The 12,502-nt window shown below is 59.6% G+C and carries 13 protein-coding genes and 1 pseudogene; 8 read left to right on the top strand and 6 right to left on the bottom strand.

Annotated elements, in window-relative coordinates:
* Positions 1-168: 168 nt before the first annotated feature.
* The 5 genes from Q7S58_RS07290 (at position 169) to Q7S58_RS07270 (ending at position 4,616) form a co-directional block, all read left to right on the top strand.
* Positions 169-912, top strand: a complete 744-nt coding sequence (locus Q7S58_RS07290; protein ID WP_304822743.1) for an SDR family NAD(P)-dependent oxidoreductase — start codon at positions 169-171, stop codon at positions 910-912.
* Between the two features lie 14 nt (positions 913-926).
* The gene (locus Q7S58_RS07285) at positions 927-1,703 is read left to right on the top strand and encodes an enoyl-CoA hydratase/isomerase family protein (RefSeq protein ID WP_304822740.1); all 777 of its coding nucleotides are present in this window, start codon (positions 927-929) and stop codon (positions 1,701-1,703) included.
* 27 nt (positions 1,704-1,730) lie between these two features.
* The gene (locus Q7S58_RS07280) at positions 1,731-2,882 is read left to right on the top strand and encodes an acyl-CoA dehydrogenase family protein (RefSeq protein WP_304822737.1); all 1,152 of its coding nucleotides are present in this window, start codon (positions 1,731-1,733) and stop codon (positions 2,880-2,882) included.
* A gap of 33 nt (positions 2,883-2,915) precedes the next feature.
* Complete coding sequence (gene menB, locus Q7S58_RS07275) at positions 2,916-3,689, top strand: 1,4-dihydroxy-2-naphthoyl-CoA synthase (protein ID WP_370655476.1); 774 nt, start codon at positions 2,916-2,918, stop codon at positions 3,687-3,689.
* 171 nt (positions 3,690-3,860) lie between these two features.
* Positions 3,861-4,616, top strand: coding sequence for an NAD(P)H-dependent flavin oxidoreductase (locus Q7S58_RS07270; RefSeq protein ID WP_370655477.1), 756 nt, complete (start codon positions 3,861-3,863; stop codon positions 4,614-4,616).
* Between the two features lie 2 nt (positions 4,617-4,618).
* Here the strand turns inward: Q7S58_RS07270 and Q7S58_RS07265 are convergent.
* The 3 genes and pseudogenes from Q7S58_RS07265 to Q7S58_RS22110 all read right to left on the bottom strand — a co-directional run.
* A pseudogene (locus Q7S58_RS07265) lies at positions 4,619-4,774 on the bottom strand (IS21 family transposase); the annotation flags it as partial.
* A gap of 278 nt (positions 4,775-5,052) precedes the next feature.
* Positions 5,053-6,024 carry a phosphotriesterase gene (locus tag Q7S58_RS07260; RefSeq protein ID WP_304822730.1) on the bottom strand — a complete coding sequence of 324 codons (972 nt, stop codon included), beginning with the start codon at positions 6,022-6,024 and terminating at the stop codon, positions 5,053-5,055.
* Between the two features lie 82 nt (positions 6,025-6,106).
* On the bottom strand, positions 6,107-6,367 hold the full coding sequence (locus tag Q7S58_RS22110; protein ID WP_370655475.1) for an SDR family NAD(P)-dependent oxidoreductase: 261 nt from the start codon (positions 6,365-6,367) through the stop codon (positions 6,107-6,109).
* A gap of 427 nt (positions 6,368-6,794) precedes the next feature.
* Here Q7S58_RS22110 and Q7S58_RS07250 point away from each other — a divergent pair, with 427 nt between their 5' ends.
* Positions 6,795-7,505, top strand: coding sequence for a hypothetical protein (locus Q7S58_RS07250; protein WP_304822723.1), 711 nt, complete (start codon positions 6,795-6,797; stop codon positions 7,503-7,505).
* Positions 7,502-8,215: a hypothetical protein gene (locus Q7S58_RS07245; protein WP_304822720.1), complete on the top strand. Its 714-nt coding sequence runs from the start codon at positions 7,502-7,504 to the stop codon at positions 8,213-8,215. The genes Q7S58_RS07250 and Q7S58_RS07245 overlap by 4 nt, the downstream gene beginning before the upstream one ends.
* A gap of 955 nt (positions 8,216-9,170) precedes the next feature.
* Here the strand turns inward: Q7S58_RS07245 and Q7S58_RS22105 are convergent.
* Together Q7S58_RS22105 and Q7S58_RS07235 are read right to left on the bottom strand one after the other, a co-directional pair.
* Entirely contained in the window at positions 9,171-9,422 is a 252-nt protein-coding gene (locus Q7S58_RS22105) for an enoyl-CoA hydratase-related protein (RefSeq protein ID WP_370655474.1), read from the bottom strand.
* Positions 9,403-9,594 carry a hypothetical protein gene (locus Q7S58_RS07235; RefSeq protein WP_304822717.1) on the bottom strand — a complete coding sequence of 64 codons (192 nt, stop codon included), beginning with the start codon at positions 9,592-9,594 and terminating at the stop codon, positions 9,403-9,405. The genes Q7S58_RS22105 and Q7S58_RS07235 overlap by 20 nt, the downstream gene beginning before the upstream one ends.
* Before the next feature lie 1,306 nt (positions 9,595-10,900).
* Here Q7S58_RS07235 and Q7S58_RS07230 point away from each other — a divergent pair.
* Complete coding sequence (locus tag Q7S58_RS07230) at positions 10,901-11,317, top strand: hypothetical protein (protein WP_304822714.1); 417 nt, start codon at positions 10,901-10,903, stop codon at positions 11,315-11,317.
* Positions 11,318-11,432: 115 nt separating this feature from the next.
* Here the strand turns inward: Q7S58_RS07230 and Q7S58_RS07225 are convergent, their stop codons facing one another.
* Complete coding sequence (locus tag Q7S58_RS07225; RefSeq protein ID WP_304822746.1) at positions 11,433-12,248, bottom strand: DUF5677 domain-containing protein; 816 nt, start codon at positions 12,246-12,248, stop codon at positions 11,433-11,435.
* Positions 12,249-12,502: the final 254 nt, after the last annotated feature.

Here is a 12,502-nt window from a genome sequence, read left to right as displayed (position 1 = left end):
GCGGGTCATGATCGATGAACTGCTGCGGCGCCTGCCCGATATGGAAGCCACCGGCTCGATGGAGCGACTGCGCTCGAACCTGATCGCCGGCATCAAGCATTTGCCGGTGCGATTTACTGCGCATCGCGTCGCCGCCTGACGTCCACCGGCCGACAAGGAGGCCAGCCAATGCGGGGACTTGAAGGGAAAGTGGCGTTCGTTACCGGCGCAGGCCGGGGTATCGGTGAGGCCATCGCGAAGCGGCTCGCAGCCGAGGGCGCCAAGGTCGCCGTCGCCGACATCATCGAAGACAATGCGCGCCAGACCGCCGATGCGATCGGCGCCGCCGCTATCGCAATCGCCGTCGATGTCACCAATTCCGCTGCTGTGCGCGCCGCCGTTGCCGAATGCGAGAAGCGCCTCGGCCCGATCGACGTGCTGGTCAACAACGCGGGCTGGGACAAAATTGAACCGTTCATCGAGAGCCGCGAAGAGACCTGGGACAAGGTCATCGCGATCAATCTCAAAGGGCCAATCATATGCATCCGGGCGGTGCTCGAGGGGATGATCGCGCGCGGCAAGGGCCGCATCGTGAGCATCGCCTCCGACGCGGGACGTGTGGGGTCTACCGGCGAGGCGGTCTATTCAGGCGCCAAGAGCGGCTTGATCGGATTCTCGAAGACCCTCGCCCGCGAGATGGCGCGCCACCACATCAACGTTAACGTGGTCTGTCCGGGACCGACCGGCACACCGCTGCTCAAGCAGGCGATGCAGAACTCGAAACTGATGGAATCGCTGGTGCGCGCGGTGCCGTTTCGAAGGCTCGCGGAACCCGACGAGATCGCATCCGCGGTCGCGTTCCTCGCTTCCGACGACGCGGGCTTCATTACCGGCCAGACGCTCTCGGTCAGCGGCGGGCTGACGATGATCTAGGTCCGGCGGGCGGCATGTACGAAACCATCAACTGCGCGATCGAGGACGGAATCGGAGTGGTGCGGCTCAACCGCCCGGATAAGCTCAACGCGATCAATCCGCAGATGGTGGCCGAATTGCGTGGGCTCGCGGACTCGCTCGCGAGCGCCGATCTGCGCGCGCTGATCTTCACCGGCAACGGCCGCGCCTTCTCCGCCGGCGCCGACATATCGAAGCTGGTCGAGATCGGACGCCCGGACGAATTCCTTAAGTTCATCGAACGAATCCAGACCGCGTACAACGCGATCGAGGATCTGCCGTTCCCCACGATTGCGGCCATCGACGGCATTGCCTTCGGCGGTGGATGCGAACTGGCGCTGGCCTGCGATCTGCGGATCATGGCGCGTGACGCCTCATTGGGCGTGCCGGAAATCAAAATTGGAGTGCTCCCCGGCGCGGGCGGTACGCAGCGGCTTGGCCGTATGCTCCCGCCCGCGATCGCCAAGCGGATGATCTATTTCGGCGATCCGCTGGATAGCGATGCGGCCCTGCGTTACGGCTTGATCAACGAGGTCGTCGAGCCGGGGCGGGCCTTCGAGACTTCGCTCGAATGGGCCCGGCGACTCGCCCAATTGCCGCCGCTGGCGATTCGCAGCGCGAAGATGCTGGTGCACGGGGCGCAGGAGAGCAGTCTCAAGAGCGGTATCGAAAGCGAGCGCCAGGCGCTGGCTTTCTTATTTGGAACCGAGGACCGGCGCGAAGGCATGCGCGCCTTCCTCGAAAAGCGCACACCCTCTTTTAGCGGACGTTGAGCGGCGCGGGGGCGGAGATTATCCGGCATGGATTTCGGCTTTACAGAACAGGAGCGGCTCTTCGCCGAGAACGTACGCCGCTTCGCGCGCGAGCGCCTGGCGCCCGACTACGCGAAATGGGATCGCGGCGAGCCGTTTCCCCGCGAACGTATCCGCGAACTGGCCGATCTCGGAATCGCCGGCCTGCGCGTGCCGGAGGCCTACGGCGGCACTGAGTCATCCTATGTGATGGCGGGGATCGCGTCTGAAGAGCTGTCCCGCGGCGATTACAACACTTCGCTCTTTCTGCAGATTGGCATGATCATCGCGGACATCCTGGCCGGCCACGCCAGCGAATCCGTCAAGCGCGCGTGGCTCCCCGCCATCGCCAGCGGGGATAAAGTAGTTGCCTTCGGACTCACCGAACCCAACGCGGGCTCCGACGCGGCCGCGATTACCACCAGCGCGGAACGCGATGGCGACAGTTACGTCGTGCGCGGCGAGAAGGCCTCGATCACTTTCGCCGGCATGGCCGACGCCTGCGTGGTGTTCGCGCGGACCGGCGGCGCGGGCGCGCGTGGGATCGGCGCGTTGATGGTGCCGCTCGATCTGCCCGGCGTGTCGCGCCAGGTCTATCGCAGCGCCGGGGAACGGCTGACTCAGCGCGGCTCGCTCGTGTTCGACGGCGTCCGGGTTCCCGCTGACCATCTGATCGGCGGCGAGTCGGGCGGTTTCTATCAGGCGATGGGCGCGTTCGATTACAACCGCGCGATCATCGCGCTGGCCTGCGTCGGCGTCGCCCAGCAATCTCTCGACGAGACGATCGAGTATGCCAAGCAGCGCCACACCTTCGGCCGCCCGATCGCCAAGCATGAAGGCGTCGCGTTCCAGATCGCCGAGCACCTGACGATGATTTCTGCGGCCCGGCTGCTCGCATACCAGTGTCTGGCGCTGCGCGACCGCGGCGAGCCGCACACGAAAGAAGCCGCGATGGCGAAGTGGCTCGGGCCGAAGGCGGCCGCCGAGGCCATCCACGCATGCATCGTGCTGCACGGCTGGATCGGGTACAGCCAGGAACTCCCTTTCGAGCAACGCCTGCGCGACGTGATCGGGCTTGAGATCGGCGACGGCACTCCCGAGATTATGAAGGCGATCATCGCAAGGGAAACGTTTGGGCGTGAATTCGCGGCGTATCGCTGAGCAATGCGCGGCGACGGCCGCAGGGATGGAACGATGAATTTTGGCGACATCATTTATACAAAGGAAGACGGCATCGCGACCATCACGATCAACCGGCCGCAAGTATTGAATGCGTTTCGCGGCGAGACGGTGGACGAGATGATCGCGGCGTTCAAGGATGCGCGCGACGACGGCTCGATCGGCGTCGTGATCCTGACCGGCGCGGGCGACCGCGCCTTCTGCTCCGGCGGCGACCAGTCGTCGCGCGGCAAAAGCGGCTACCAGGGCGGGATGCACGTCGATGAGTTGCATGCGCTGATTCGCGACATTCCCAAACCCGTCATCGCGGCGGTCAACGGCTACGCAATCGGCGGCGGCCACGTTTTCCACGTGATCTGCGATCTGACGATCGCGGCCGATACCGCGAAATTCGGCCAGGCCGGGCCCCGGGTCGGCAGCGTCGATCCCGGCTTCGGCACGGCCTACCTGACCCGCGTGGTCGGAGAAAAAAAGGCGCGGGAGATCTGGTACCTGTGCCGGCAGTATTCGGCGCAGGAATCACTCGAGATGGGCCTGGTCAACAAGGTCGTGCCCGCCGCGCAGTTGATGGATGAGGCGCGGAGCTGGGCGCGCGAGATCCTGGCGATGAGCCCCACCGCGATCAAAATTGCGAAGGCGTCATTCGAAGCGGAGACCGACCACATCAAGGGGATCGGCGCGCTTGGGATGTCGGCGCTCATGCTCTACTACGGCACCGACGAAGCGATGGAAGGACGCAATGCGTTTCTAGAACGCCGGAAACCCGACTTTCGCAAGCATCAGAAGTAGCACGCGAGGCGGCTCAAAACGGCGAAAGTCGGCTACGACCAAAACTAATAGACGCCCACGGCGCTGCATGACCCAGCGCAGCGGGAAAATACCGATCGAAAGAGAGCTGGCATTATGAGTTCAAAAGTATTGCACACACCTCTTTGCGACATCTTCGGCATCAAGTAACCGATCCTGCTGGCCGGGATGGGCGGCGCTTCGACGCCGGAACTCGCAGCCGCCGTTTCCAACGCAGGCGGACTCGGAATTCTAGGCGCCGCGGCCTGCGGCGCCGACGAGCTGTCGGAATGGATCAAGCGCACCCGCAAGCTGACCGACAAGCCCTTCGGCGTCGATACGCTGCTGCCCTCGACCGTGCCGGCGTTGGGCACCAGCTCGCAATTCCGCGCCGAGTTGCCGCAGGGCCACGTCGATTTCGCCCGGAACTTCAAGCAGCGTTATCAGCTTCCCGATCCGGACCGCAGCGCGGCGCGCGGCGGAATGGCGTTCTCGCGCGACTTTTTCAAAAAGCAGATCGAAGTCGTGCTGGACGAGAAAGTGCCGGTATATGTTTCGGGCCTCGGCGATCCCGGCTTCATGGTCAAGGAAGCGCACGCCCGCGGGATGAAAGTTATGGCGGTCGCGGGTGCGGTAAAGCATGCGCTCCGTTTTGTCGATTCCGGGCTCGACGTAATCGTCGCGCAGGGCACCGACGGCGGCGGCCACAACAGCCGCATCGGGACTATGGCGCTGATTCCGCAAGTAGTCGATGCGGTCAGTCCCAAACCGGTCGTCGCTGCGGGTGGAATCGCGGACGGGCGCGGCATTGTCGCGGCGCTCGCGCTGGGTGCGATCGGCGTGTGGTGCGGAACTCCATTCCTCGCCACTCCGGAGTCGGGGATCGACGACAGGTGTAGACGATCAGCCGCCCGCCGCCGCCAGACCTGATAGTCCATCGCAAAGAAGTGGATCTTCCGCTCCACTCCGCCGATCACCGCCAACGCTTCGCCGAAGTCGACTTGCGCGCGCCCGGGATCGCGTCGCAACGGGACGAACGTCTCGCGCTGCCGCTGGCGGCGCTCGCGCACGTAGTCCTTTGCGATCGTCTCGAGCGTGGATGCTGCGCTTGTTGGTGTTTAAGTAAAGGAACAGGCCGCTCTTTTCGGGATCGGGAACGCCGTTGGGAAACGGCCCACGCAGTCTTGCAGCGTCGCCCGCGGGTTCTTCGGCCTTGATTCGGCGCCAAGATCGGTGAGCAGCTTGCACGCATAAGCCGCCGATGCCAGAAAGCCAGGCTCCAGCACGCGCGCGCGTTCTAGCTCTGCCAGTTGCGTGCTCCGGGGACTGGTGAAATCTCCAGCGTCACAAACCGGACCGCGCGGCCTCAGCCGCCGAAATAGGCGCGCGGATTACTCACTGTCATGGTGCGAATCTTCTCCTCGCTCACGCCGCCCTCGCGCAACGCGGGGATGATATTCTTGCAGATGTGCGCGTAGTTCCAGTTCGGCGACGCCTTCATCAGGTGCTCGACGTCCTTGGTCATCCGCCCCAGCCAGCAGTAAACCGCGTCGTGCGACAGCATTATACGGTCGTAACCGACCGCCAGCAGCCCAAACAATGACGCCAGCCGCATCTTGTCGGGCGCGATCGCTTCGATCCCGAACCGGTCGAACCCGAGCCAGGCGCCGCGTTCGAGAATTTCGAAGTAATAGCGCATATCGCCGACGCCACAGGCGTGCCCAATCAGCACGCGTTTGAAATCGACCCCTTCTTCACCGAAGATGTCCAGCGTCTCGCGGCCGAACGGGGAAAGCTCGCTATTGTGACAGAGAATCGGCGCGCCGGTGGCCTTGTGCGCGCGCGCGGCGGCGCGCAGCGCCTTCTGTTCGTTGGCGGTCACGCCTTCGTCCTTGGGCGTCCATCCGGGCACGCCGCCGGTCGCGGTCTTGATGATGCCGGCTTTGATTCCGCTGCCGTCGATTCCTTCGCTCAGTTCGCGGACGTAGACCTCGGCGATATCGTCCGCTGACATCATGCGGAAGTGCGCCGGAAAGCCCAGCGCCTCGTTATATACACCGGTAGCGATGATAATCCTGATCCCCGATTTGTCGGCGGCTTCGGCGGCGAAATCCGGTATACGTCCGAGCTCCATTGGGCACGGATCCACCATACTCGACACGCCAAGCGCTTTGATCTCCTTGAGCTTCTCGACCAACGCGGCCATCTGGCGCTTGCGATCGAAGCGCCAGTTGTCGAATTCCCAGCCGGGCATTCCTGCTGACAGATGCTCGTGGATAAGAGTGAATCCCAGATCTTTGGGTTCGGCTATTCCGAGAACGGTATTGATTTTCGCCAATGGCCCACCTCCTCTCGGTGTCATTTACGGCCGCTTAGGGTAGCCGTCTTAACAATTTGGATCCTGGTCGGCCCCGCATCGGTTACTGCGCGGTCCATCCGCCATCTATCACCAGTTCGGCGCCAGTCACAAACGAAGCTTCATCGGAGCACAGAAATAGCGACCCGTGCGCGATCTCTTCTGGCCGTCCGATTCGGCCGAGCGGTGTCATCGCCTGGAATTGCTCGATCGCCTCGCGCGAGATATTTGAACTCCCGATGATCGGCGTGTCGATGATTCCGGGATGAATCGAATTCACCCGGATGCCCTGCTTGGCATATTCCAAGGCCGCCGCTTTAGTCATCAGCCGGACCGCCCCCTTGGCTCCGTGGTAGGCCACAAAGCCGACTGCCGATGATGCCGAATATGTCGGGCAGTGCGGGCGTTTGCGGGGATGGGATGCGCACCGGTTGCGCGGAGGCGTGCACGGCTTGCGCCGAGGCGTTTTGAGCATTTAGACTTTCGACACCGTCGCAGCGCGCGCCCGTAGCTCAACTGGATAGAGCATCAGACTTCGGATTCTAATCGGCGTATGCGCTCGATTGCGCTCAGTCGCTTTCGCTCAAGGTTTTCATTTTGAATCGCGCACCGCGCATTCGCGACCCTGAAAAAAGGCGCTGACTACGCGGCACGTTCTTTTCACTGTCGGTTCACTGTCGGGTCAAATCCTGCCTGATTTAATTGCGCGTGAAAGGAACCGGTCGTAGCGTGAGTATCGCAAGGAGGTCGAGATGAATCAGAAAGTCGAAGGAATCAAGGGCGAGTATCGAGAGCTAACCCCGAAGGAGATTGGTGACTTTGTCCGCCTGTGCCGAGGACTCCGCGGGGTCAAGAGACTGAGTTTGGCTCAGAAGGCTGGTATCAGCGAGAAGTCTCTGGAACGTCTGGAGAGCGGCGTGCGCGTCAGCAAGGAAGTTTACCAGAAAGTTGCGGTCGCTCTCGACCAGGGCGAAGACGCCTTCATTGGCGCGCGACATATTCGCACCACGGAGGAAGCCGCTTTAGCCGTTGGCGACACACTCGAAGCCTGGAACGACAAGCATGTGAAAATCGAAGCGTGTTCGTTCTCTGATGAGCGCGATATGCGGCGGGTGCTGGAATGTTGGGGAGCGCTGCTCTTCGATGAGAGCCAACTCAAAACTGACGCCTTAGATGCGGCAGCGAGCTTCAAGCAGAACTTGAGCGATTGGAAAGACATATTTGGGGAAATCGATGAAACCGGCAAGCTGAACGCTCAGCGCTCGCTGCTGGAAGAAGTGCGCATCATCGAGGGTCTCGGATATGTTGCGCGGTTCGGAACATACGACGCGGAATTTGCCACGGGCGCAAAATCGGCCAAAATGCCCATCGCGGTCATCACGTTCTTTCAGCGAACCGATTGGGAAAAGGTGGCAATGAAGGAGATGGTAGTACCTCGGCGGTTCGCTAACTGGATGCAATGACAGAAGAACAGCAATTTCGACGATGGGAAAAATGGCTCGATGCCATCTACGCCGATGTTCAGAATCTCGTCATCGGTCACCACGTCTTCGAGGAAGTTCGCAAAATCGTGCAGGATAATCCGCGATTGCAGAAGCCCAGTTCCTTCTACGACCTATCGACGATGACGTTTGCCGCTTGGGCTGCGATGGCTGTGAGGCGGCAGCAAGATTCCAAGAGCATCTCGGTCACGAAATTGCTCAGTGCGATTCAACGACGACCTGAGATAATTTCGCGAGAGCGGTTCGTTTCTACGTTTGCGGCCAAGATGATGGCGGGGTTTGCGGGTCACACTCAAGATATGCGTCACGAACCCAACAGTGGTGGAGCATACGCGCCATCGAGGGCTCAGGTGGAAGGCTGGGCGAACGAGACGTTCAGCAATCTCGTCGGCTTAGGCGCGTCATGCATCGACCCCGCTCGAATTCAAGTCGAGTTGAACGAGCTTCGGTCAAAGGCCGCAAATCTTCAAAGATTCGCGAGCACGATGATAGCCCATCTCGTTGGCGAACCAACTCAACCCCCGACGATGCCAGAACTTGACTCTTGCGTCCGAGCATTCGAGGTGGTCGTTTTGCGATACACGATGTTGTTTCGAGCGTCGGCCCCTTCAGAACTGCTTCCGACTTGGCAGTACGATTGGAAGGCGGTTTTTAGGGAGCCTTGGCTGTAGGACCGTTTGTCGAGGGGCTTCAAATCAATTTCATTGTTCCGCGCGAGCCCGAACCACCATCTGTGCGAGGAACTGAAAAGCGTCATCCTCACGCGACTTCGATGTCGGGTCAATAGGCTCTGGTTCGCCTGCTTTCTCTCGCGCGGCTGCTTGTTCCACTATTTGTAGAGATTCGACGAATCGCCCGCCTGCGTCAGCGCTGGTTCTGAGAGCGTATCTGAATGCGGCGTGCAACGCCTCAGGGGAAAGCAGGTTCTCGCTGCCCATCTCGTCGAGATTCTGAGCGATTCGTTTGTAACGACTCCAAGTGTCCGCATTAAAAGGCACCGCGTCGCTCGCAGTCGTGGTGTTCTTTCGCCCGACGTAAAGAGCTAGTCGGTTTATGAGGTCTCTCAACGCCATTGCTGCGCTATGGGGTGATGTTAAGACCGTGGCTCCGCAGTGCCTCAGTCAATTCAACACTCTTCTCATTCCATGCCAGTGCGATGCAGTCACAAATGCGACGACTGCTCTGCTGGTCGAGTCCTCGTAGCTTTTCGATAAGTACGTTGCCATCAACGCCCCGCTTGTCTGCTGCTTGATATAAATCAATAGCACTAGCCACGTCTGACCAGAGCAGTCCCTCGTGCGGTTGGAAGTAATGGCCTGCGCGGACTTCGCAGAGCAAGAAGGCCTCTTCTCTAGCAGGCTGTTGAAAAATACAAATTGTTGGATTTAGCTACACACTTACTGATCTCGAATGATCTCAAGAGGCTTGTACGCTTCGCGATTGGAGGCGAATCTTCCAAATTCACCCTTTAATCAACATCCTGCTAGAGAACTTGGGCATCGTCATTTCGTGTACCTCTGTGCGAAATTGTACGCTCGAAGTAGCCGCGCGGAAACTCCGCGACTGCGCGAACTCTCGGCTGCGGGCGCGCTTCAAACGTATGGTCAGGCAAGGCGCGCGCGAGCCTCAAGCGTCGTGCGAATCCTTGAACGCCGCGATCATCTCGTCTACCGTCTCGCCGCGAAACGCGTTCAATACTTTCGGCCGGTTGATCGTGATGGTCGCGATGCCGTCTTCCTTCGTATAAATGATGTCGCCGAAATTCATCGTTCCATCCCTGCGGCCGGCGCCGCGCTCGGCGAGCACGCGGGCGATCGCGCGCCCGATGCCCTGTCCGGCGCCAGTGACGATTGCAATCTTAGTGTTTGAGTTCGCCATTGGAAGCGCCTCCGGCTCGCAGTTTTTCCTTGTAAGCCCTTAGCGGCGATACGACCTCATACTTGCAGCGGCGGATGTCATCGATCGTCCACATCCGCTTGGGCTTCAGCACCGGCTGCGCGATCAAGGTCTTGCCGTCGGCGGGCCTTGAGCGCTTCGCCCGGCATGTCATGCCGCGCTGGTGAGGTGGGTCGATAGAAGTTTGGCAGCGGCCGTCAAGGGAATCCACGGGGCGAAAGGATCGGACGATTACAATCTCTCAGAGAAAAAGACGATGAAGCCCTGGAGGGTGGGCCAAATGAAAGCATCGAAGTGGGCCAGACCGGATAGTCAAAAGCAACTGTTCTCAACCGGTCTGCCCGGGCGGATAAAGTCCAACTGCACGCCATGCTGAACTCGATTTCAAGAATTCGAGGATCCTTCCAGGTCAGTCTTAGGTCAGCGAATTTAGCACCCTTCATGATTGCGTACTCGAGTTTTTTATGACCCGCTGGACTTCGGGAACTTCAACTGCGGAGCTACTGGTAGAAGGCTAGGGTTGCCATCACAAGTCCTATTCAGAGGAGCTGGGTGGGGACATTCGCCTGCGGGCGTTCGGCTATTTTCAAATTCTCGTTAATCGAAACTCCCGGCGGCGCGGGCGGCGGAGTGGGACAAGGTCCGCATCTCTGGGTTTTTTGATTCTCTACCAGCTTCTTGAGAACCAGCTACCGAAAACCGACGGAGCGAACAGTTCACCGCGCGTTTTGGCGAACGCTCCTTCACAAACGAGGCGCCCGAAGGGCACCGGCCTGATGCTCAACAGAGAAAATCGAGCAAGTGTCAGCCGCGCACGGCAGAATCTGAGCTTCTCCGGCCCCTTGAGTAGAAGAAAATGCCCAAACCTGCGCACTATTTTCTATTTTTCTGCAGAGAACTCAGAAATCGCGGACTGCTTGGCGGATGACGCAGTCTGCTGCGAACTGCTCTCTGTCAACCTTGTCAACCGGTTGACACTTGAACGGCGGTTGACAACGCGGTGGTTGACAGCTTGGTGGTTGACAAAAGTTCTAATAATAGAACGTAGTTTGGAGTCCCTTGCCGAGGATGTGGAATGCGCGCGCGGCTCTCTCAGCGCCGACGAGACGTCTTGCCGAAAGAAGTTCCGCGCCAGCAGGATCGGATCCGCGCTATACAGGTCTACCCGACAGCCGACGACGGCTAGCCCTGGACGCGAGCCGATCCTCGGTAGCCAGTAATTCAAGACGCCTCCCGAGAAGTATGCCCAGAGTCGCTCGGCGGGCGACCGCCGAAGCGGCGCCAGGGATCTCCTGCCGGATTTGCCGGCGGCTCATCGAGCGAGAGACCGCTCGTCTCGTCAATCACCAGCCCAAACAAGATAGCGGCTCGGAGTCCCAACCAGGCTGAGGTATCCGGTCACCACCGAAAATCCGCACATTCACCGGGCCAAGGTTTCGATCGTCATTTCGGCCGCATCCTTGATCGTGATGATCGCCGAAACGCTGCCGATTACGCGTCGCGCGCAGGGCCGGAGCATGGGCGGCCTGGCGACCGTCGCCGGCGCGAGGTTGTGCGTACTGCCATGCCGACGCTTATTGCTCGCCGAAGAGACCGAAGACCTGCAAGTGACACGTGGTCACATCCTTATTCTTGGATGGCGCAATTTCGAGACACCAACGGTCTGGGTGAGTCTCTATAATTCAATGGCCTATGAGGTGACACTGACGAAATCCTACCGAGGCGTTTGGCAGCCATTGCAATTTGGTCAGGTGTTCGACCGGGAACATCACAAAATTGTTCCGCTTACTCACATCAGTTGGATTGTCTTGCCTCCTGGTTTTGCGCGCCGCGCGGCGACGGCATACCAAACCCTCGTTCGACGCCCTCCCCTATAGAGCTGAAGGCCGACTACAAAGCTTAAGGGTCGGCCAACGCAACGAATGCAAGGCCTTTGCGATGTTTGCCTTCAATGATCGGTGCGATCTCATCGTCGTCGGCTCGGCTGAGAATCTATTGCGCTTGATCCTCTGTTCGTTTCCAGATTTCCGCAAAGTCCTTCAGACACTTTGCCACAGGATCGTCGAGCGCAACGAGCCCGAAATGCTCCCTCTGAAGGCAAAGCATGTCGAGCATCAGGTTGTGGCCCGTAATCAAGGCGCGATCGGCGAGGCCCCTCTGTGATTCGTTGTCGAAGGTTATTGTACCGTCCGGCTTCTCTTTAAGGCGGGACCCAATCGCACCGGCTGTGCTATGGGCTTGCTCCATCGGCAGGAAGTAGGCGTCCACGAGTCGCTTCCCAGTCGAACCGGTGGCGCGCGCCATCGAAACGAAGTCCAGCTTGCTCCATGTATAATTGAGACGCTTTGTACCGCATTTCTTGCAAGACGTGACCATGTATCGGGACTTGACCTCTGCTCGCTTCGCTTCGAGTTCTGCGACCTTCGCCGCAGATATTTGGCCCTTCCCAAAAACGTCTTCGATAGCTCGCGCCACTCGATGGGCATTTATCCAATAGAAGTCCAAGAAATCGCGGCACTCATCGGGATGTGTATGAAGATGACGTCCAGTAACGACCCGTTCGTATAGCCCGCGGAGCAGTTTCATCGCGCCCGATCCGTAGCCATTGCCGCAGAGGAGCAGGATTTCATTGAAATCGTCGGTGCAAAGCCTCCCCAGATAGAATACGACTGCATCCGCCAGGCCGCTGTTCGTCATCGTGCGAACGAAGGCTAAGTTCATCGTGGCTGCGAGATTCGGAAAACGCTCGAAAAAAAGCTTGTGTGACTCCACGAAACTCCGTTGTTCGTCGGGTCTCCCAAATGTCATTTCCACGTCGAGTTCCCCTTAAAATGATTCCGCGTGAAGAGAAAAGCGTCCCTATTCTGAGAGTTTGAAACGCATTTTTCAGGAAAATATCGTCTAGCAGGCTGCGGAAAAACGACGGGTTTTCCGCTTGGCAGTGTATAGTGGAGTAGGAAGTGGTTGTAGGAGGAGGTGGCGGAGATGCGTGGGGTGGACCATCAGCAGAGCGGAATGTTCAGCTACATATCGGCGGAGCGGCGAGTACCCAAGGATCATCC

Source organism: Candidatus Binatus sp. (assembly GCF_030646925.1).
Taxonomy (GTDB): domain Bacteria; phylum Desulfobacterota; class Binatia; order Binatales; family Binataceae; genus Binatus.
Note: the sequence above shows the minus strand (reverse complement) of the source record. Positions and strands in the feature narration are given on the sequence as shown.